Annotated in this window: 10 protein-coding genes; 5 read left to right on the top strand and 5 right to left on the bottom strand. The window is 44.5% G+C overall.

Annotated elements, in window-relative coordinates:
• Positions 1-390 precede the first annotated feature (390 nt).
• The gene (locus tag ACL6C3_RS07730; protein WP_413166584.1) at positions 391-4,656 is read right to left on the bottom strand and encodes a filamentous hemagglutinin N-terminal domain-containing protein; all 4,266 of its coding nucleotides are present in this window, start codon (positions 4,654-4,656) and stop codon (positions 391-393) included.
• A gap of 178 nt (positions 4,657-4,834) precedes the next feature.
• Between ACL6C3_RS07730 and ACL6C3_RS07735 the strand changes: the two genes are divergently transcribed.
• Entirely contained in the window at positions 4,835-5,014 is a 180-nt protein-coding gene (locus ACL6C3_RS07735) for a hypothetical protein (protein WP_413166585.1), read from the top strand.
• 14 nt (positions 5,015-5,028) lie between these two features.
• On the opposite strand, the gene ACL6C3_RS07740 is transcribed toward ACL6C3_RS07735, so the two are convergent.
• The 4 genes from ACL6C3_RS07740 to ACL6C3_RS07755 form a co-directional block, all read right to left on the bottom strand.
• Entirely contained in the window at positions 5,029-5,313 is a 285-nt protein-coding gene (locus ACL6C3_RS07740) for a nucleotidyltransferase family protein (RefSeq protein WP_413166586.1), read from the bottom strand.
• 93 nt (positions 5,314-5,406) lie between these two features.
• Positions 5,407-11,529 (bottom strand): Ig-like domain-containing protein, encoded by a 6,123-nt coding sequence (locus ACL6C3_RS07745; RefSeq protein ID WP_413166587.1) that lies wholly within the window; start codon positions 11,527-11,529, stop codon positions 5,407-5,409.
• A gap of 913 nt (positions 11,530-12,442) precedes the next feature.
• A complete protein-coding gene (gene clpB / locus ACL6C3_RS07750) occupies positions 12,443-15,067 on the bottom strand; it encodes an ATP-dependent chaperone ClpB (RefSeq protein ID WP_413166588.1) in 2,625 nt (874 codons plus the stop codon).
• Positions 15,068-15,429: 362 nt separating this feature from the next.
• Positions 15,430-17,148, bottom strand: a complete 1,719-nt coding sequence (locus ACL6C3_RS07755; protein ID WP_413166589.1) for an ATP-binding protein — start codon at positions 17,146-17,148, stop codon at positions 15,430-15,432.
• 284 nt (positions 17,149-17,432) lie between these two features.
• On the opposite strand from ACL6C3_RS07755, the gene ACL6C3_RS07760 reads away from it, so the two are divergent.
• From ACL6C3_RS07760 to ACL6C3_RS07775, 4 genes are all read left to right on the top strand, one after another.
• Positions 17,433-17,960, top strand: a complete 528-nt coding sequence (locus tag ACL6C3_RS07760) for a DUF937 domain-containing protein (protein ID WP_413166590.1) — start codon at positions 17,433-17,435, stop codon at positions 17,958-17,960.
• Between the two features lie 185 nt (positions 17,961-18,145).
• Positions 18,146-18,439 (top strand): TIGR03792 family protein, encoded by a 294-nt coding sequence (locus tag ACL6C3_RS07765; protein ID WP_413166591.1) that lies wholly within the window; start codon positions 18,146-18,148, stop codon positions 18,437-18,439.
• 360 nt (positions 18,440-18,799) lie between these two features.
• The gene (locus ACL6C3_RS07770; RefSeq protein ID WP_413166592.1) at positions 18,800-19,627 is read left to right on the top strand and encodes a hypothetical protein; all 828 of its coding nucleotides are present in this window, start codon (positions 18,800-18,802) and stop codon (positions 19,625-19,627) included.
• A gap of 146 nt (positions 19,628-19,773) precedes the next feature.
• Positions 19,774-21,474 carry a ShlB/FhaC/HecB family hemolysin secretion/activation protein gene (locus ACL6C3_RS07775; RefSeq protein ID WP_413166593.1) on the top strand — a complete coding sequence of 567 codons (1,701 nt, stop codon included), beginning with the start codon at positions 19,774-19,776 and terminating at the stop codon, positions 21,472-21,474.
• The last annotated feature ends 542 nt before the right edge of the window (positions 21,475-22,016 follow it).

The raw sequence follows: 22,016 nt of genomic DNA on the forward strand, positions 1-22,016 counted from the left end.
TCTACCCTTTGATAATTGTTTGGGATGTTGGATAGTGGTTTGGGTGTGACACGAACCGGAAACAACTCCTGACCCGGAACCCGTTTTTTAACCGGAACTCAAACCCGTAGCCGAACCTACTGAATCCGTATTAACGGAACCCTTACCAATAGTTGTAATGAAATTTTAAACGATAAATAATATTTAACCCCAAAAAATTTTCAGTATAAAATATACATAAAAATATTGAAACTTATGAAAAAAGTAACCGCATTTCAAAAAAAGTAAAGTCGAGCCAAGTGCAGATGCAAGCCAGGTTGATCAGCGTGATCAAACGATGAACGAACAAATCGAAAAAGTTTTTAAAAACTAAACTAATTTTTTTTGAACTGCTACCAATATGGATGTTTTTTACTCGGGATTGGGATTGCATTGATTGATTGGGGATTGTTGACGCTGAACTCCCGTATTTGTCGGGTCGTAACTCACCAAAATCACCTCCCCTTCTTCGGTTCTTATCCATCCCCTCGCCGGAACAATCGTTCTTGAATCAACGGTATTATTTTCTCGTTTTTGCGATTGTTGTTGAGGACGTTGTGATAAATTATTGGATTGAGAAATAACAGGTTCAATCAGGGGAGATTGTAATTCAACTAACCGGGGAATTGTTGATGAATCTTGAACGGGATTCGGTGCAATTCCTCCCCGACCCGTGATCACAAATTCGCTAGTTCCCCTCTGTTTGCAGGGGTCTTGGGCGATTAATTCAGCCGGGTCAACAACCTCAACTTCTAATGATTCTGGGGGGTCAAAATTGAGAGTTGTATCGATAGACAGTTCTCCGGCTGCATTGATGGTGCTATTTTGAGATTGGAGAAGTCCCAGTTCCGAATTTTCAAAAGGACGGATATTAATATTGCTTCCACCCGTTGGGTCAAAAGCGTTGGTAACAATTTGGCTATTTTCCAACAACACTAAAAAATTAGAATTAATATCAATATTTCCATCAAACGTTTGACCGCTTTGACTTCCGGCTGCTGAAATTGCGCTTTGACGCCGCACGCTAATATCGGGAGAATTAATAGTAATATTTCCCCCTTGACCTGTTACTGAGTCTGCAAGTAGAAATGCTTGTTCTAAGCGAACTTGGGAAGCACTCACGTCTATATTTCCGGGATTACCTCTACTACTCTGACTACCTACTCTAATAGCAGATTGATTTCTAACCGTTAAAGTTTCTGCATCAACAGCAACCGTTCCCCCATTTCCGACTCCCGTTTCGGAAACGTTCGCAAAGATAAAAGAACTATCTATTAATTCAATATTTTCGGCTTGTATGTTCACCGAACCTGCATCTCCATTTCCTAAAGTTCCTGTAGATAATGAAGCTCGATTGCTCACGGTTAAACGTCCGGTTTCAATGGTAATATCTCCCCCATTACCCACTCCAGTTTCGGAAACGTCCGCAAGGATAAAAGACCTATTTCTTAACTCAATATTTTCAGCCTGTACATTCACCGAACCCGCATTGCCCTTTCCGAGAGTTGATGTAGACAAGAAAGCTTGATTGCTCACAGTTAAATGTCCGGTTTCAATAATGATATTTCCGCCATTTCCTATAGCTCCTTCTTCATTAACTCCAACCATAATAAATGTTCCTTCCCCGTCAAGAATAACTGAATCCGAGGCTTGAATGAAGACTGTTCCTCCTCGGCGATTCGGTGGCATTTCAACAGTAGTATTTTCTGATTCAATGGGTAAACTAATTCCTGAAAAAATTCTAGAATTATTCAGCATTGTAAGTTTTTCAGTTTCAATGGTAAGATCTCCTCCATTACCCGCACCAAACGTTGCACTAGAAATATTAACCTGATCATCAAATAACACCTGTTGAGATTGTATACTAATCGAACCTGAAGAACCCGTTCCCGAACTAAAAGTGTTAATCAATGCTCCATCAATTCCGACTAATGTCTGTGCGGTAATTGAAATATCTCCGGTGTTACCTCCTTTACCCGCTTGAGCGACAATTTGACTACCCCGTGTTGAAGGTTCTCCTGTGAATGAAGTAGTCGCTTGAGTTCCCCTGCCACTAATTTCGATACTATTTGCACGAATATCAATTGAACCCGAACTGCCGACATCCCCTGAAAAAGTTGATATCTGCGCTCCGTTGAGTATTCTTAATTGGTCTGTTTCGAGTGTGATACTTCCCACGCTAGTACCGCTCAATTCTATATTAGGAGATGTTTCGTCTGGTATCCTACCTGTTGTTACAGCAATTTGACTGGGAAGTATTCTCTCTCCAATTACACTGGAAAACCTTTGATCACCAATTAATTCAACAACAGAAGCTTTAATATTGATAGAGCCAGCACTACTGCCGTTTACACTGGTTACTGATATTTGACCTCCATCTAGAATGGTTAATCGTCCAGTTTCTAAATTGAGAGTTCCTGCGGTTCCTGTACCGTTTGTAAAAACATCTAAGCTACTTATTGAGGCGCCTCCATCAATATTCAACTGTCCTGCTATCTCTACTTCATTGGCTTTGACTTCTACCAAACCTGAACTCCCCCTTCCTAAAGCAGAAGTTCCTATTTGTCCTCCCTCTCGAATTGTCAGTTGATTTGTCGTGATGAAAACACTTCCTGCCCTTCCTTCTCCACGAGAACTCCCTGTTGATATGTTGCTAAAAGATGCGGTTATATCTTCAGGATTAATCGAAGGTTCTAGAACAAATTCAACGGAATCTAGATCAAATTGAACGGGACTTCCTCCACTGACTTCAACGGATTCTGAAGCATTAATAATTATGTCTCCTGCTTGTCCGATGTCGAAGGTTGTCGCAAAGATAGTACCTCCATTCCGAACGGCTAATCTAGGAGTATTAATAATAACGCTTCCTGCATTACCATTGCCAAATGTTCGGGTGTTGATTCGACTTCTAACACCAGTCGGTGAAACGCCTATTATCTCTACAGATTCGGAAGCGTTAACGGTTATATTCCCGGTTGAACCTGTTGCTTCTCGGTTAACATCAAGCCGAATATCAGCACCATCGCGAAGCATCAAAGTTCCCGTATTGATAGTAATATTTCCGATGTTACCCGTTCCAGAAGTTTCGCCCGTTACAATAGAATTTGAAAAGTTGATGTTCTGTGCTTCAAGATAAATATTTCCTGCGTTTCCGTTACCTGATGTACTCGATATAATCTCTCCATTTGTTGCATTTAGCGATGGGGTTGAAATTTCAATATTGCCCCCATCTCCAACTACATTTTCTCCAATTCTATTAAATATATTACCAGTCGATAACTCCACAAAGTCTGTTGCAAAAATTGAGGTTGAACCCGCATTTCCTTGTCCAAAACTACCGTTGAGAATTTCCCCGCCTTCTGTTAATCTAAATTGTCCTGTTTCTATTGTAATATTTCCTCCATTACCCATACCTGTCTCACTTAAACCTGCAATCAAAGCACTCGGAAATTCACCATCAGCAGAAGTACCAGCAATTTCAACCGATGCGGCTTTGACATTGATATTCCCTGCGTTTCCGTTTCCTAAAATAGAAGTGCTGATAAAAGCACCACCATTTATTGACAGTGAATTAGCTGTGATGTTAATGTTTCCAGATAGACCTGTTCCACCCAAATTTATTCTATTGGTAATTGAACTGCTTGCACCTGTTAGGAGAATATTTTCCTGAGCGTTAATATTAATATCTCCAGTTTTTGCTTCTAGAAACCCTAAACCTTCATCAATTCCCACTCGAATAACGCTATCACCAGATATCTCAACATTTCTCGCATTAATATTAACGTCTCCGCCCCCATTTCCACGAACGTTAATTTCTGATTCATTGGTTAACGCTACATTTCCCCGTTGAATATTATCGGGAAAGGTTAAACTATTATCGGGGTTAATTTGAATAATTCCCGGTTCTGATAATCCCCCCAATTGAATTCGACTTCCTGGAGAAATTGCAAAGCCATTATTAAATAATACATCTCCCCCAACCAATGCTAAAGTTTGATTTTGAGGAACATTTAAACCTTGAGAAATCAAAAACCCTGCATCATTTCTTAACGCACTCCCATCGGGTCGAACCAGTTGGGGTGCGGCTTGATTAACAATTGTTCCGGGATTTTCTCGAATATTCAATCCCAACGGCATATTAATCGTTAATAAAGGCGGTGCTTCGGGATTACTGGCTGCAAATTCAACACCATTTTCAAATAAGATTCCATCGGCTGTAGAGGCAAAAAATGAACCGCCTACATCTAACCGTGCATTCGGCCCGAATACTATTCCATTGGGATTAATTAAAAATAAATTGGCATTTCCCAAAACTCCCAACGTTCCCAAAATTTCCGAGACATTTCCGCCCGTAACCCGAGTTAAAATATTAACAATATTATCGGGGTTGGAAAAGTACGCCCCCCGTCCTTCTCTGATGTTAAACTCTTGAAAGCTATGAAATAAGTTCCCACCCCTAACCGCTCCCCCGTCAATGCGCGTGCTATCAATTCCGCGAATGTTAACATTAGGAGTAACAACGGAGTTTTCATTACCCAATGTGTTATCGGGGACAATTTGTGCCACAGTTGCCAGTGGAGTCAGACAAAAAACTGTTGCTGCACCCACGACTGAAAAGGTAGATAGACGACAATCCATAGATTGATTAATAAAGCAACGAGGTTGATGAAGCTTTTTAGAATTATAAACTCAAACTCTAGAATTTTTCCAAATCAATTTTTGTTATCATAAACACCCGTTCGCCAAATCTTAAGATTGACTTGACATAACGATTCGGATTTAAAGAATATCCAGGTGTTGAGGGATGTCGAGATCGATGGCTCCTTCTGGAAAGGGAATCCCCAAACAACGGGAGCGATGCTGGCGAATGATTGATTTTGCACCCACATCTGCGCGAAGTTGGAATAATTCTGAGAAAAAGGTTCGGTCAAATCAAGCCGGAACACCCAAAACGCCGGCGTATTCAGAAGCAACAATCGCAGAATTTGAGGTTTGATATCCACAAATCAATTAACGAATTAAATCCGATGAAACAAACGGTTGATCGCACACCATCAGAACAATTGCATCGAGTTCCGGTGAAATAGTCAGTATCTCCCGCAAGCCGCAGCGGATCGAACTCGCCATTCCCGTTGACGAGCGTTGGTTGTCAGCAATGTGGATGCTCAGATTTGCCAGATGGGGTTTGATTGTCTCGGAGTACGCTCCCAAAACCACCCCAACAGGCTGTCCGCCAGATGCGATCGCCGGCCAAGCCTTCAATCGTTGTAAAATTACTATGCAAATGCCAGCCATCCCCCTATTTTTAGGTTTCGGCTGAACAAATCGCACTAGAGTGACATCATGTCCGATCGATATGTCGATATCAACCGGACAAGATAGAGCAAGTTAGCCAACAAAAGCGGTAAAGCTATTAGATGTCAAAGCAGTTACCTGTACATCATTAAGAATAGCCAACTGTTGACCGTCGAGACTGATCGCGGTTGAAGTTCCACTTTGAGTGAGGGTCAACTGTTCAACAGTCAAACCGCCACCCAAAGCAATCAAATCGGTACCGACTTGGAAATCTTGGATAGTGTCCGTACCGCTACCCGAGAACAGAATAAAGCGATCGGTACCACTTCCGCCAGAAATCAAATCATTCCCTTCATCGCCAAACAACCAATCATCGCCCTGTTCACCGGCCAAGGTATCTTCACCCAAGCCACCAAAGAGAGTATCACTGTCTTCGCCACCACAGAGACGATCGGAATCTTGATTTCCATACAGAATATCATTACCCGTACCGCCACAGAGCGTATCCCGTGCGGGAGTCTCTACGAAAGTTTCGTTGTCGTTGATATCGCCATAAAGTATATCATCGCCCTCATTACCACAGAGTTGGTCATTGCCCAAATCTCCGTACATGAGATCATTTCCGGCTTCTCCGTAGACGAGATCATCTTCTTTCCCGCCGCGAACGGTATCATTACCAACCCCACCGCTGAGAGTATCATTACTGCGACCGCCATTCATCAGGTCATCGCCAGAGCCGCCCCACATGAAATCAACCATACCGGCCAAACCCCGTTGACCTTCGACCTCATTTTCATCGGCGGTGTCACCGATCATCGTATCATTGCCATTATCGCCGTAGAGGGTATCCGTTCCCAAATCACCCCAGACCATATCATTGTTTTTTCCGCCATAGGTGAAGTCATCTTGCTTACCGCTATAGATCATGTCTGCACCGGGACCACCTTGGAGTAAATCACTGTTTTGATGACCGTAGACAGAATCATTGTTTTCGGAGTTGGCGGTTGCTGCTAAATCTCCAATACCGTTACTGCTGATAATAGTGTCATTACCTTCAGATCCCAGGAGATAATCGTTACCATCATCGCCAAAGTAGAGGTCATTATCAACACCGCCATAAACGGTATCACCGCCGTTAAAGGCTGCGACCATATCATCTCCGTCAAAGGTAAGTACAACATCACTGGTGGGGGTTCCGGGTAAGGTATCACTCTGGTTGGTACCCCGAATAATATTGGACTCCGACGCCGACTGAGGAGTTAAACCGAGACGTTCGGGTAAAGGAACGGCTCCAAAATCAGGTAAGGGAGGACAGTCACAGCCGCCATCATCAATAGGTTCTTGGCGAGGAATAGAATCATCTTGTTCTACATTGAGTCGAACCAGCGCTTCATTAGAAACAACCCCGTCATTATCTGTAGCCGTATAAGTAAAGCTGACATCACCGGTAAACTCGGGATCGGGTTCAAAGGTAAGCTGTCCGGCTTGTTGGGGAGTCAGACGTTGAACTTGATCTGGGGTGGCTTCTTCACCGTCAATGAACAGTGTACCGTTGGGAGGTAAACTGGTGATGGTGTAAAAATTAATACTACCATCGGGGTCTGTTGCCGTTAACCCAGGGATAACAGAAGGAGTCCCATCGTTAATAATGGTTTCTGTCTCATTATCGGCTTCTGGGGGTAAGTTCTCCGAGGGTTCAGTGGGAGGTTCCGGTTGAGGTTGCGGTTGGGGTTGCGGTTGGGGTTGCGGTTGAGGGGGTTCGGTCGTTGGGGGTACATTGGGAACCGAAAGCGGGATAACGGGAACGGTGACATTAGCTGCATTTGAAGTCGCCCCATCATTGTCTGTAACCTGATAGGTAAACGAAGCATTCCCGGTAAACCCGACACTCGGACGGAAACTCAGGTTATCGAGTTGATCGGGGGTTAACCGTTGAACTTCAACCGGGTCTGTGACGGGAACACCATCCAACAACAGCAGACCTTGTGAGACATCGGGTAATGTAAAACTAATGGTTTCTACGATACCGTCGGGGTCGGCAAAGTTCGCCGTAGACAACGGTAGAGGAATGGGGTTGCTGACGTTGACAATAGAGGAACTTTCAACATCCTCTGCGTTGGGAGGTTCGTTGGCGTCGGGGCTGACGGTCACGGAAATATCAGCCGGTTCTGAAGTTGCACCTTGTGCATCGGCGACGGTGTAAGGAACGCTTACAGTTCCGCTAAAGTCTTCCTCGGGTTGAAAAGTACCTTCGGCTTGATCGTTAACTGTCAATGTTCCCTCGGGTAAAACAACCTGTTGGTCTATTTCGGGTGTGGTGGGTTGTAAGTCAATGCTGCTGAGGTCGAGGTTTCCATCGGGATCGCTAACATTATCCGCCAGGTTGAATGTTACCGCAGTTTCAAAGGGGGTGTTCACGTTCTCGTCGGTTGCTGTCGGCGGAACGTTTGCGGGGGGGTTAACGGTAACATTGATCGCCGTCGGTTCGGAAGGTTGACCTTCTTGATCTTCTACGGTGTAGTTGATGGTGGAGGGTCCGGTAAAGCCGGGTTCGGGTTCAAAGGTGACAACGCCCGTATCATCGACGGTGTAGGTCCCAACTCCTGGAACTTCCCGAGTGGTTTCTTGTTCGGGTGTATCGGGGTTGAGGTCTACGGTTGTCGGGTCAATGTTACCAACGGGGTCGTTATCGTTTTCGAGTACATCGATGCTGACCGGTTCCCCTTCTGTGGTGACGCCTTGATCGGGAACGGCGTTGGGCGGAACGTTTGTCGGTGGGTTAACGGTAACGTTGATCGCCGTCGGTTCGGAAGGTTGACCTTCTTCATCCTCTACGGTGTAGTTGATGGTGGAGGGTCCGGTAAAGCCGGGTTCGGGTTCAAAGGTGACAACGCCCGTATCATCGACGGTGTAGGTCCCAACTCCTGGAACTTCCCGAGTGGTTTCTTGTTCGGGTGTATCGGGGTTGAGGTCTACGGTTGTCGGGTCAATGTTACCAACGGGGTCGTTATCGTTTTCGAGTACATTGATGCTAACCGGTTCGCCTGCGGTTGTTAGTCCTTGATCGGGAACGGCGTTGGGCGGAACGTTTTCCTGGGGTTCAACGACAACGCTAACGGTGGCGGTATCGCTGTTTTCGCCGTCGGTAACGGTGTAGGTAAATTCGTCTTCTCCAGAAAAACCGGCGGGGGGTGTATAGATCAACTGACCGTTGTCAATGACAACACTACCGCCATTTTCGGTTTCTTGTTGGATGTCGGCGATGGTTAACGGATCGCCTTCGGGGTCGGTATCGTTTTCGAGAACGTTGAGGGTAACGGGGGTTTCAAAGGCGGTTGTCTGCGTATCGTTAACCGCATCGGGTGGAAGGTTTGCGGGCGGGTTAACGGTAACATTGATCGCCGTCGGTTCGGATGGTTGACCTTCTTGATCTTCTACGGTGTAGTTGATGGTGGAGGGTCCGGTAAAGCCGGGTTCGGGTTCAAAGGTAACAACGCCCGTATCATCGACGGTGTAGGTTCCAACGCCAGGAACTACCCGGCTGGTTTCTCGTTCGGGTGTATCGGGGTTGAGGTCTACGGTTGTCGGGTCAATGTTACCTGCGGGGTCAGTATCGTTTTCGAGTACATCGATGCTGACCGGTTCGCCTTCTGTGGTGACGCCTTCATCGGGAACCGCAGTCGGTGGAACGTTTGTCGGCGGGTTAACGGTAACGTTGATCGCCGTCGGTTCGGAAACTGCACCTTCTTGATCCTGTACGGTGTAGTTGATGGTTGAGTTTCCGGTAAAACCGGGTACGGGTTCAAAGGTGACAACGCCCGTATCATCGACGGTGTAAGTACCGACATCCGGAATTTCCCGGGTGGTTTCCCGTTCGGGTGTGTCGGGGTTGAGGTCTACGGTTGTCGGGTCAATGTTACCGTCTAGGTCGGTATCGTTTTCGAGTATATTGCCGCTAACGGGTTCGCCTGCTACTGTTTCTAACGGATCGGGTTGGGCAACCGGTGCGGTATTTTCGGCGGTTATATCGAACCCAAAGTTAATTCCGTTAACAGGTTGCTCGCCATTAACCGTGACCGGAAGGTTATTTTCTGTTCCTAAAATGCCCTCGCCGGGAATATCTTCGTCACCCGCATTGACTTCAACAATGTATTCGCCCGGAACAACATTATCAAATTGGTAGCTACCATCGGGATTGGTTTCAACGGTGGCGTACACATCATCAATGTTAGCCGGAGTATCAATTAATAAGCCAACTTCAATTCCTCCCAAACCGGGTTCATCCGGACTGAGACTGTCGTCGCCGTTGAGATCTCTAAAGACGTTTCCGCTAACGGTTGTCGTCGGTACGCTCGCATCAACAATTGTACCAATTCCTTCGCGATCGATGATGAAGCCCCGACTGGGGTTAGTAAGAGTCACCCGAAACTGTTCGTCTGGTTCTGTGATGTCATCGGCTAAGGTCTCTATGGGAACCGTAACCTCTGTTTCTCCTGCGGGAATGGTAAAGGTGCTGTCTGGAATGGGAATGTAATCTTCTCCTGCTGTCGCCGTCGCCGTACCCTCTAAATCGGTATCGCTGGTGGCATATTCTACAGTGAGATCTGTATCGAGGGGAGCAGGAATATTAACGGTAAATTCAGCTTGTTCGCCTTCGATAACGGTGACATCGTTAATGTTGATGAAGGTCCGACCATAAACGACTCCACCCGCAATTAAATCTAATCCTCCCCCCGGATCTTCGTTGAGTAGTTCGGGTGTATCGGTGGGAAAACTCTCGAAGTCTACTAAATCAAGAGTCTGGTCAACATCTGGCGCAAACAAGGCGTATCCATTGAATTGTTGACCGGGATCAATACCGAGATCGCTAAAACTGATATAAACACCGCCGACATTTTGATCGTCAACGTTGATTCTTCGCTGAAGACGTTCTTCATCCGGTTCGTCAGCCCGCAAAACAGAAGTATCGAGGGTGATCGACTCATCAACACCCCAAAGATCGGCTCCTATTTCTATTAAATTACCAAATTCGGTTGGTAGTCCGGTCTGGGGGTTGACATCTAGAATGGGTGCAATTTTAAACGCATCGTTTCCTCCCCGCTCTAGGATTAAAAAGCCAACTTCGTCCAAATTTTCTTGGGGTGCTTGTAAACCGTCTGTTGAGATATAGTCAACCCGCTCAATATTGTTGATATTTTGATCGGGTAGGGTGGTGGTATTGGCAAAAATATTATCCGTACCAATATTGATGACGTCATCAAATAAGGCGACTTCCATCAGACTCTCATCGGGATTATCCCCAGGAATTTGAGGAAAAGGGGGTCGCAGGTTGAGTTCTGTATCGGTTTGGCTTTCTCGCTCAAACCAAAGCAGTTGTCGTCTACCTTGAACATTGTCATTATCAACTCGCCTCAATTCAAAGTCGTTGAGGATATCCCCGGCTAAAAATTCTTCTTGTCCCGAGGTAAAACTGGTGACGACGAGAAGATTGTTTTCACCTTGTTGAAAGTTATATTCTATCTCTGCTCCTTGGGGAGCGCCGACTCTGATATCGGGAGCGGTATAACTAACGCCGCCGTTATCATTGTCTGGTGAGACTCTCTCAACTGTTAGATTTTCAATCGCTAAGGGGAAAGCATACCGATAAGTTTCTTGGGTTTCTGGAGTTAGAGCTAAGGTGACTTCAAACTCATCGGTTTTGACTTCTAATTCCCAATCTCCGCCCAGACCAGAATAACCGGTTTTGTTGGCGGAAGCGGCGATTTTTGCTCCGGTTTTTTCGCGCAGTTTTTCAATAAATTTAATCCCCACATCTCCCGCTGCAACCTGACAACCGTACAGTAATAAGGTGTTTGCAGACCAGCTTTTCAGTTCCTCGCTGTAAAGTTGGATTGTGTCGGGGTTGAGTTGAGTATTACCCAGTTGTAAACAGCCGGGTGAACCGTGAGAAATTAGATGAATTTCTGAGAGATTTGTATGTTCTCTTATAACTTTTGTGATTTGTCTAACTCCGTCTCGCCTAGCGTCGAGAAGAATCACTTTTGTTCCGGGAATAATGCCTTCGATCAGGTGTTGTTGATCTTCGACTTGGCTATCGATAATAACCAGAATGTCGGTTTTTGTTGAGTTTTGATAAGTTCCCGGTTTTTTCAACAATTCTGTTGCAGACATTATAGAGGAGGAAGTTTGGGTATTGGTTAAATTAGAAATCATCATTGGATTAAGGTTTGAAAAAGGACGTTCAAGACGGACTATCCTCGTAAAAAGAATTCGGAGGATTGCCTGAAAGTATGGATAAGTTTGTTTGGGTCGGAGGTGGGTTTTTTGTAGAACAAACCTCGGTTTGAATGACTTGAGTTCCGGCTTCTAATTTTGCCTCTGCTTTGAGTGACTTTTGAGCAATTTACCAGAAATATATACTCAAGTATAATTGGACAAGCTTGACGAATTCAATCGAACTGAATTCGGTTTTTTGAGGGTTTATTCTACATTTTTTTTGAGCTTTGGGATGGCGCGGATAGAAATATAAAATGATCGCCTTAATTGAATTTAGCACTTTTACTCTTAAAAGGGATCAAATTTCTATCTGAGGGTTGAGGATTTAGCTTAATTTTACTGTGTTTTTCTTCTTGAATACTTCAGCTTATTTCTAGAGTTTGACTTTCAACCCCAAACCCTAAATTTTGCAACTCAACCTGTCAATTTAGACCATTCCCCCATAACATCAACTCGGCTTAGTGCTGAGTTTACTCATTTTTTCACTCAGATCACTTACAGGTATAACTGCTGTTTGTCCACCTCCGTGTTTTCTCTTATGGCAGTTCATTAACTGTCATATTATCGGTTGACAAAAAGCCATTTTTATGATTAGAAAAAACTCTAGTTTGTTATATATCTAAGTGTAGAGAATTAGACTCTGTACGGTCTAAAATGATTGTAGCTTATCTGCTTCTAGATAGATGACTATTCTCTATATTTTTTTCAAACTTTCCCAACTCTTCTTCTATTTCAGATAAAAATCCCGCTTTTGAACAGTAACCCTATCACTATCCCTACCTAAAGAATGAGGGTACGGCGTACCGTACCCCTGGCTAAATCTCATCGAGATAATTCAATCGGTTGATGTAACTTACTGCACTTTCACCAACTGAACCGGAGGAAGCCGCTTAAACGTCAACCGTTCATTTTCAACATCTACAAAAATCGTATCGCCATCGTTGAACTCTCCGCGCAAAATTCCCTTAGCGATCTGAGTTTCCAACTCTCGCTGAATCGCCCGTTTCAACGGACGCGCCCCATAAACCGGATCAAACCCCACTTCTGCCACAAAGTCAATCGCTACATCGGACAATTTTAACGACATTTTACGATCACCGAGGCGATCGCGCAAATGCTGAACCTGTAACTGAACAATGTGTTGCAGTTGTTGGCGTTGCAGGGGATGAAAAATAATAATCTCATCAATTCGGTTGAGAAACTCCGGTCGGAAACTCGTCCGCATCGCATCCATCACCCGACTTCGCATTTCATCGTAGCGACTATCATCACCGGCAACATCGAGAATATACTGAGATCCAATATTACTCGTCATAATAATCACACTATTTTTAAAATCAACGGTGTGACCCTGACTGTCGGTGACGCGACCATCATCGAGAATTTGCAACATCACATTAAACACATCGGGATGGGCTTTCTCAATTTCGTCAAACAAGATCACCGCATAGGGACGGCGGCGAATGGCTTCTGTTAACTGACCGCCCTCATCGTACCCCACATATCCCGGAGGCGCCCCAATTAACCGGGAAACGGCGTGTTTTTCCATGTATTCGGACATATCAATCCTCACCATCGCCTCTTCGGTATCAAACAAATAAGCCGCTAAGGTCTTGGCGAGTTCAGTTTTTCCGACTCCCGTTGGCCCGAGAAAGATAAAACTGGCCACCGGACGTTTCGGGTCCGATAACCCGGCCCGCGATCGCTGAATGGCTTCGGCGACGGCGGTGACGGCTTCTTCTTGTCCGATGACTCGCTGATGCAATTCGTTTTCGAGGTTCAGCAGTTTTTCTTTCTCCGACTCGACCAATTTACTAATCGGAATTCCCGTCCACTTAGAAATAATTTCGGCGATATCGGCTTCGGTTACTTCTTCCCGCAACAGAGTTTTTCCGCTGGTTTGGGTAGCTTCGAGTTGAGTTTCTGCCGATTGTAACTGCTTTTGCAACTGGGATAATTTGCCATATTTCAACTCGGCCGCCCGGTTAAGATCATAATTCCGTTCGGCTTGTTGAATTTCAATATTCACCCGATCAATTTCTTCTTTAATCGACTGAATATGAGTAATCACATTTTTTTCAGAATCCCACTGAGCATTTAAAGCGTGCTGTTCTTCTTTGAGATCGGCAAGTTCTTTTTCGAGCTTTTCTAACCGTTCAATTGAAGCGGGATCGCTTTCTTTTTGCAGCGATAACCGTTCCATTTCCAGTTGCAAAATTCGGCGGTCAATTTCGTCGAGTTCTTCGGGTTTGGAGGTAATCTCCATTTTTAATTTTGCTGCGGCCTCATCGACCAAATCAATGGCTTTATCGGGTAAAAAGCGATCGCTAATATAACGAGTAGAAAGGGTGGCGGCCGCAACTAAGGCACTATCAGAAATTTTGACGCCGTGATGCACTTCATAGCGCTCTTTTAACCCCCGCAAAATCGAGATGGTATCGGCGACATTGGGCTGATCAACATAGACCTGTTGAAAACGCCGTTCTAAGGCGGCATCTTTTTCGATATATTTGCGATATTCATCCAAGGTTGTCGCTCCAATACAGCGCAATTCTCCGCGAGCTAACATGGGTTTTAATAAGTTGCCGGCATCCATTGCGCCTTGGGTTGCACCCGCCCCGACGACGGTGTGAATTTCATCAATAAACAGGATTATTTTTCCTTCAGAATCGGTGACTTCTTTGAGGACTGCTTTGAGACGTTCTTCAAATTCTCCTCTGAATTTTGCCCCGGCAATTAAGGCACCCATATCTAATGCAATGAGTTGCCGATCTTTGAGAGATTGGGGTACATCTCCGGCGACAATTCGTTGAGCGAGTCCTTCGGCGATCGCAGTTTTTCCGACTCCGGGTTCGCCAATTAATACGGGGTTATTTTTGGTTCTGCGGCTTAAAATTTGAATGGTACGACGAATTTCGTCATCTCGTCCAATGACGGGATCGAGTTTTCCTTGACGGGCGGCTTCGGTGAGATCTCGCCCGTATTTTTCGAGGGATTGATATTTTCCTTCTGGGTTTTGGTCTGTCACTTTTTGGTTTCCTCGGACTTGAGCGATGGTTTGTTTGAGTTTGGCTTCATTTAGTTTAAATTCTTGATAGAGGGATTTGCCAAAGCGATCGTCTTGGGTGTAGGCTAAGAGCAAATGTTCGATTGCTATATATTCGTCGGTGTACTCTTTGCGGTAGGCTTCGGCGCGATCGAGCAGAAGGTCTAAACTGCGACCTAAATAGATGTTTGTGCTGCTTCCTTTGACTTTGGGCTGACGGTTAATGAATGCTTCTACTCGTTCTCGAAATTGGGGAACGGAAACGCCGGTTTTATTTAATAAGCTGGCGGCGAGTCCTTCTTCACCGAGTAGGGATTTCATTAAGTGTTCGCTTTCTATCTGTTGTTGTTCGGCTTGTTTGGCGATGTCTGGAGTGCGAACTATTGCTTCCCAAGATTTTTCGGTAAATTTACTTTGATCGGTAGGTTGCATTGATTTTTTTCTCCTTTTTTTGAATAGATTGGAGTAAATTTTTTAGGGAACGTTTGGTTATAACGCTAAAATTTATTGAGTTGAATTTGCGGGGTTCACCAAATAGATGGATCAGGACTCAAGCCGTTGATTTGAGAGTATTTATAGAGGTGAACTTTCGCAAGAAAATCATTAATCTATTTTCCGAACGTTTGACTTCCCGTTGAGAATTAGGAGATTCAAAAAGAATGACCTAGAAATTTACTCAATTGACGACTCTTAAACTGTAGCTTACCTCGAAACCGGGTTCTTTACAATGTTCCTCCCCTCCGGGGTACGGATCACCGCAGTCCTCTGTGAACAGTCTGAGAATTATTTGTCGGTTATGCTTTGACATGAACGGGTAGCCAAACGGTAAAGGTCGATCCTTTTCCAACTTCGCTTTCGACGGTAATTCCACCGCCTAATATTTCGCACAAGCGTTGACTGATCGCGAGTCCCAAGCCGGTTCCCCCGAAGCGTTTTGTGGTGGAAGCATCGGCTTGAGTAAAGGCTTTAAAAATGACTTTTTGTTGTTCTTCGCTCATCCCAATTCCGGTATCTTTGACCTGAAAAATGAGATATTGTTGCATTTGATTGGTTCCAAAACGACTTTTGCTTGAAGAGGTGTTTCGGCGAGTGGATGGGGGTTTGGTTTTGACCCGTTTAACGGAGATGGTAATCACACCATTTTCAGTAAATTTACAAGCGTTACTGAGTAAGTTTAAAAGGATTTGTCGAACTTTGGGTAAATCGGCGTACATCCGACCAATTTCATTTTTGGTTTCTATTTTAATGACGTTTCGGTTCTTTTCAGCCAGGGGTTTGGCGGTGGTTACGACGTCTTGAAGTAATTGTTCTTCGACTGCAAAATCTTCGAGATAAAGGGTAACGTGACCGGCTTCGATTTTGGAAATATCGAGGATATCGCTAATCATATCTCGCAGATGTTTTCCGGCGGTTTGAATTTTTTCTAAGTCGGGTAGAAAGTCTTCATAACCGAGATCGTCCGCTTCATCGTGCAGCATTTCGCTATAACCAATGATCGCGTTTAATGGGGTTCTAAGTTCGTGGCTCATGTTCGCTAAAAATACACTTTTAGAACGGTTGGCAGATTCGGCTAAAAATTTGGCTTTTTCGAGTTCTTCGGTGTATTCTGCGACTCTTTGAATCAGATGATTTAAGGCGTCGGTGAGTTCTCCGATTTCGTCTTCGGTTGTCACCGGAATTTGTATGGCAAAGTCTGATTCCTCCCCGACTTGATTGGCGACTTTGATCATGGTTCCGATGGGATATGCGATCACCCAACTGATATAAACGGCTAAGACTAACCCGATAAATGCTGCAATTAACAGGCTAAAAAATATAATTTGATTTCCGAGAGTTTCTGCTTTTTCGCTGGCTTTTAATCCTTGACCGACGCGGTTTTCTAAACTGACCGTGAGCGCGATTGATTCTTCGGATAAATTATATAAGTTTTGAGCTTCCGGACTCTGACTAAACTGAATTAAAGCGTTTCGCAGTTGTTGTTGGGTTGTGGGGGCGCTTCTGCCGAGTTCGATTCGCTGTAAAATCTGTTCTAGATTTTGGGCGTAGACTTGTAGATTGTCCGTGTAGTTTTGGGAGATTTCTTGCAGTTGTAAATAATCGTTTTGAACGCCTTCATTTTCGGTTTTTGGAACAAATTTAAGCTGTTGAAGTTGACGGTTTATTTCAAAAATTCCCGAACGAATGGCGGAAATATCGCCCGAAATCGACGTGGGTGAATCGATTAATCCGACCAATTCTTCTTGGTTGGATTTGAGTTCAAAGACGTTGTGATTAATCCGAATTAAAACTTGCGCTTTTTCTTGATCGATAGGAAACTGATCTTTGAACTTTCCTTTGTAGTATCCTTCGACAATAAAGCTTGTGATTGCACCTAACATTGCAATTCCAATCACCACCGCATAGCCCAAGCCGATTTTTTGCCGAATACCTAGACGATGGAATAACGACAGTTGTAACCCGACGACTCCTGTCGGGCGAGCGTGAGGGTTGTGAGTTTTGGCGCTTAGAGACATCCGTGAGGTTGCAATCAGCTTGAAAGAATTATTTTAATTTTAAGTCAGTTCAGAGCGATCGATGGGATTAAAAACAGATTTCGACTGAAAAACCGTATTAATACCCAACTTTAGGCTGATGACAGACAACACCCGGAGGGATAACGAGTTGATGTAGGGATTGGGTCAATTGTAGCAAGTCTTGTCGGTGGAAACAAATTTTACCCGATGTTGCTTTGATGAGCCGAACGAATAGGGTAAACTATTGTTAATAAGTTCAAGTCCGTTAATTGCTTTGGAATCTTATGGGACTTTTTGATCAAATTGTTGGCGCTTTGAGCGATCCGAACCGAGAGGCGAGTAACTCTCAGCTTGATGACATTTTAAATACGGTACAGCAGCTTAGTAATAATCAGGGGGTTTCCTCCCAGGCGACTCAAGCGGCGTTATCCGTTTTGGGTGGCTATGTTCGTTCTGCTTTGCAACAGAAGCGGACAAGCGAGGGAAATGACTCCGTGCAGTCTTTTGTTAATCACTATAGCGGCACGGGGACTAATCCTCAAGCGGTGGCTTCGTTATTTTCTCCCCAACAACAGGCGCAGGTGGCGCAGGCCATTTCTAGCCGGACTGGTATTGATGCGACGATGATTCAAAGTCTATTACCCAGTTTAGTTCCTTTGGTGTTGAATTTGTTAAAAACCGGAAATTCGACTCAAAATCCTCAACGGGGTTCTAATACGGTTCTCAGTAGCTTTTTAGATGCGGATGGAGATGGGGATGTCGATGTGGCTGATGCGATGCGGTTAGCCGGACAATATTTGAAGAAGCCTTGATTCAATAATTGATAATTAATTATTTTTCTTTTTTCTCCTTGAAAGGAGAGGTCTTAAACCTCATTAATTAATGATCAATTATCAATTGTCAATTATCCATTGATAACGGCATTTGTCAACCGGATGTTTATCGGGGAAATTGTTTACTTTTCCCGCAGTTTTTATGGAATTGAGTGTGAATAGAAATGGTGATTGAATGGTTACAGTTGAAAGTTCCTCGGGAAAAATGGGAAGCTTTTCTCAAGCGGGATGAGGAAGTTTGGACTCAAGGACTCAAACGGTATCCGGGTTTTATTGGAAAAGAAACTTGGATCGATCCGCAAAAAGAAGAAATTGTCTTGGTCATTCGTTGGGAAACTCGCGAACAATGGAAGTCTATTCCTCTGGAGGACTTGGAGGCTTTAGATCGGCAAATGGGTGATTTACAAATGCCAATTGTTAACAGTTACGAATACCAAGTTCGGAAATTTTTACATTAGGATTCGGGTGGGTTTTAACTGAATTTGGAGATTAAAGCCAAAACAAAATTAAAACTTAAAAACCCAACCCCAATTACTAATAACACAAAGGTTGTTACACTCAAAATGGGTCGGATTTTCTCGAAAAAACTGGGATTTTCAGGTTTCATTGGGCAAATAAAATTAGGTTAAAGGATAATCGAACTGGTGTTTGAGTTGATGCTCGCTAACGGGTGGCTTCAACGGGTGGAAATTTATATTTGAACTTCCGTATCGATTTTAGGCATAGACATCTCCGGCAAATTAAACTAGGTTAGAGACAGCTTCTTTTTCGACATCTACTCAACCGCCTTTAGTCCTCATACTATCGAGATCAAGACCATGTTTCCTGAACTCTCCGAGCGCGAACAACGGCGATCGCATCCAATCCCGAATCAGGCTATGCCTCCATCCCATTCTAATTCTTCAGGTGCAGTTGTGCAGAAACTCAAACAACGACACTGGTTGGAACTAGCAGAATACATTTCTTTACTCAGTTCTGCGGTGGGTTCGGTGGTGGTCGCCCTCTCAGGTCAAGCTTTCTACGGTGTCGCCCCTTTAACGGTAGCCCTCTCGCTCAATGTTGCCAACCGCTACCGAGTCGAACAGCAAGTTGAACGCTGTCAGCAAGAGGTTGCAGAAGTTCACCAGTCGATGAACCAGCTTGAAAGCAATGCAGTCCGAGCCGTTTGGCTGATCCGACAACAGCTAACAGCGGAGATCGCCGCCCTGCGAGAGAAACAGGAACAACTTCCCGATCAGGACTCCCTGGAAACCACTTACCGGGCCAAGCAGGTCGCCATTTTAACTGAAAATGTTTCTTCTATTCAGGATAACATTTCGATAGCGCTCGAAGAAATGCGACAACAATTGCATCAAGAAATTGCCACAACTCAACAGCATTTGCAGGGTGTTAACGGACAAGTTTATGAAATTCAACAGGCGATCGCCGCCCTGCAAAAAGGACAACCCATTCCGCCTTATCAACCGGATGTTGATCTCGGACAACTGCAAGCCCAACTCAATCAATTGTCTTACGAACACCAAGAAATCATCAAACCTCATCTCAAGCGTTTGATTCTTGCTATTAAGCAACTCCAAACGGTTTACAATAGACCTTTACCCCGGCCGCCCAAACCTTTATCAAAAGAACCGATTCAAGAAAATTGAACTCCCAAAACGGTCTGTAAAAAAAGGGGAGTAAAAAGCCTGAAATTGCGGCTCAAGTTTCAATCAAAATCCGTCAAAAAAAATTTTTTGGCATTCGTTGTCAAATCGACGTATTCTTGATCTTGAATAATAAAATCCTTGAGTATATGCAGCTTGCCAAACTACCCTTGCTGGGATTAAAATTATCCCTGTTAATATTGATAGGAACTCCGGCGCTAAGTTTAGCTCAAATTCCTCAGCCCATTAACCCCCCCGAACCCCTTCCCACGCCGATCCCCATTCCTCAACCTTCTCCTCCCCCTCCTTTGGAGGTCGAACCCCCGGTTGTTCCTCCGACGCCTGAAGAACTTCCTGGTATTCCGGATACGATTATTATTGAACGGTTTGAGTTTATTGGAAATACCGCTTATACTGATGCAGAATTAGCAGAAATTACGGCTGAATTTGTGGGTCGTGAGATTACGTTTGCTGAACTTTTGCAAGCCGAAGCGGCGGTAACTCAATTTTACACTGAGTCGGGTTTTGTTAACTCTGGAGCGATTATTCCAGCAGGTCAAAATCTGATAGATGGGGTAATCACAATTCGATTGCTTGAAGGCGGTTTAGAAGAAATTAATGTCACCGGAACCGGACGTTTAAGACCGAGTTATGTGAGCAGTCGCATCGCGATCGCAACGAAAACCCCTTTAAATGTTAACCGTTTATTGACCGCTTTACAACTGTTACAACTCGACCCATTAATTGAAAATATTTCTGCGGAATTGGCTGCGGGTTCCCGTCCGGAATTAAGCGTTTTAACGGTCACGGTAACGCCTGCTGATCCGTTTAGTGTAGACTTAATTGCTGATAATGGTCGCATTCCCAGTGTGGGAAGTTTTCGTCGGGGTTTGAGTGTCACTCATTTGAATTTGTTGGGCTTTGGCGATCGCATTAATACGGCTTATACGAATACCGATGGTAGCGATCGCTATGATATCAACTATACTTTTCCCATTAATGCCCGCAATGGTACAATTCGTTTTGATTATTATGGTACCAATTCAGAAGTGATCGAAGAACCATTTGATCGCCTCGATATTACGGGAGATTCGGATCGGTTTGGTTTAACCTTTCGTCAACCGATTTATCAAACTCCCATTCGAGATATTGCTGTTGGTTTAACCCTATCGCGAGAAAATAGCCAAACGACGATTTTAGGAGAAGAAGAACCGCTTTCTGTGGGTGCCGAAGAAGATGGAAGTACGAAAATTTCAGCGATTCGTTTGTTTCAAGAATATACTCAAAGAACTTCGCGATCGGTGTTGGCGGCGCGATCGCAATTTAGTTTAGGAGTGGGTGCGTTTGATGCGACAATTAATGATCAACCGCCCGATAGTCGATTTTTTAATTGGCGGGGTCAGGGTCAATATGTGCGATTATTAGCCCCAGATACGTTGTTAGTGGTGCGATCGGATATACAATTATCAACCCGAGCGTTAGTACCGTTAGAACAGTTTCCGTTGGGGGGTTATCAAAGCGTTCGTGGCTATCGTCAGGATGTTTTATTAACGGATAATGGTGTATTTTTCTCGGCTGAGGTTTTGTTTCCTATTGCTCGGTTTGGGGAAGGAAATGTTTTGCAAATTGTGCCGTTTTTTGATGTGGGTCGCGGTTGGAATATTGAGGAGGAAGCCAGCCAAGAAAATGATACGATTGCGGGGGCGGGATTGGGTGTACAATTGCGTTTAGGAGATCGGTTTAACGCTCGAATTGATTATGGCATTCCGTTCAATGAAGTTGATGATAGAGACGAAAATTCTTTACAAGAAGCGGGGGTTTATTTTTCTGTGACCTATACGCCGTTTTAGCCAATAGCAGAAGCGGGGTTTACAGTCACCAGTCACCAGTCACCAGTCACCAGTTATTAGAGTTGTCAGTTTTCAGTAACTTCTGACGACTGACATCACGACTTCTGACGACTGACATCACGACTTCTGACCTCACGACTTCTGACTTCTGCCTTTTGCCTGTCCCCTGTCCCCTGTTCCCTGTTCCCTATTCACTGGTGACTGGTGACTGGTGACTGGTGACTGTAAACCGTTATCCCAGAGGGGTTTTAGGAAAATTTAAGAAAAAATCCTGATGAGAGTATTGACAAAAGGATAATGGTTTGGATACAGTTACAAGCGTGTGAGGAGCGAACCAGTGAGGACACCGAGACGAAACACGGCCAGTCGTCGGTGTCCTTTCTGAAAACAACAAATGACGTCTCTGCTGAATTTGTATGTCATTCCTGTGTGTGTGGTGTGAGGATTTTCGATGCGGTCGGTGTGTCTGACCGCTTTAGTCTTTTCAAGTCGAGTGGGGTTAAGGTCAATCTGGGGTATTCTGGTTTAGTTGTGTGTCCCCT

The organism is Capilliphycus salinus ALCB114379, assembly GCF_047276495.1.
GTDB classification, from domain to species: domain Bacteria; phylum Cyanobacteriota; class Cyanobacteriia; order Cyanobacteriales; family Microcoleaceae; genus Capilliphycus; species Capilliphycus salinus.

Excerpts from the sequence above, each read along its gene's own strand:
- ACL6C3_RS07730 (WP_413166584.1), bottom strand. The coding sequence starts at position 4,656 with ATGGATTGTCGTCTATCTACCTTTTCAGTCGTGGGTGCAGCAACAGTT.
- ACL6C3_RS07735 (WP_413166585.1), top strand. The coding sequence starts at position 4,835 with ATGGCTCCTTCTGGAAAGGGAATCCCCAAACAACGGGAGCGATGCTGG.
- ACL6C3_RS07740 (WP_413166586.1), bottom strand. The coding sequence starts at position 5,313 with ATGGCTGGCATTTGCATAGTAATTTTACAACGATTGAAGGCTTGGCCG.
- ACL6C3_RS07745 (WP_413166587.1), bottom strand. The coding sequence starts at position 11,529 with ATGATGATTTCTAATTTAACCAATACCCAAACTTCCTCCTCTATAATG.
- clpB (WP_413166588.1), bottom strand. The coding sequence starts at position 15,067 with ATGCAACCTACCGATCAAAGTAAATTTACCGAAAAATCTTGGGAAGCA.
- ACL6C3_RS07755 (WP_413166589.1), bottom strand. The coding sequence starts at position 17,148 with ATGTCTCTAAGCGCCAAAACTCACAACCCTCACGCTCGCCCGACAGGA.
- ACL6C3_RS07760 (WP_413166590.1), top strand. The coding sequence starts at position 17,433 with ATGGGACTTTTTGATCAAATTGTTGGCGCTTTGAGCGATCCGAACCGA.
- ACL6C3_RS07765 (WP_413166591.1), top strand. The coding sequence starts at position 18,146 with ATGGTGATTGAATGGTTACAGTTGAAAGTTCCTCGGGAAAAATGGGAA.
- ACL6C3_RS07770 (WP_413166592.1), top strand. The coding sequence starts at position 18,800 with ATGTTTCCTGAACTCTCCGAGCGCGAACAACGGCGATCGCATCCAATC.
- ACL6C3_RS07775 (WP_413166593.1), top strand. The coding sequence starts at position 19,774 with ATGCAGCTTGCCAAACTACCCTTGCTGGGATTAAAATTATCCCTGTTA.